Here is a 273-nt window from a genome sequence, read left to right as displayed (position 1 = left end):
ATATTTGCTGAGCTTATTGAGCTGAAAGCTAAAACAGCGAGCGTTTTTCCTTTTATACTGGGAGTTGCTTATTCACTTTATCATTATCAAATAGCCAATTTTGGCCCATTAATCATCTACTTTGTGGCTATGTTCTGCTTTAACTGTTTTGTAGATATTTGGGACAACTACAATGATTACCATAAGGCTGTGGATACGGAAGATTACAAGAAAAATACCAATATCATTGGTCGGGAAAATCTATCACTTTCGCTGATAAAGGGCTTGTTACTC

The 273-nt window shown here is 35.9% G+C and carries 1 protein-coding gene; it reads left to right on the top strand.

Annotated features, from left to right (window positions below; genetic code table 11):
- A partial coding sequence (locus ETC27_RS17960; RefSeq protein WP_369333510.1) for a UbiA prenyltransferase family protein occupies nucleotides 1–273 on the top strand: 273 nt, incomplete at both ends.

The sequence above is a fragment of the Onishia niordana genome, assembly GCF_004798965.1.
In the GTDB taxonomy this organism is placed as follows: domain Bacteria; phylum Pseudomonadota; class Gammaproteobacteria; order Pseudomonadales; family Halomonadaceae; genus Onishia; species Onishia niordana.
Note: the sequence above shows the minus strand (reverse complement) of the source record. Positions and strands in the feature narration are given on the sequence as shown.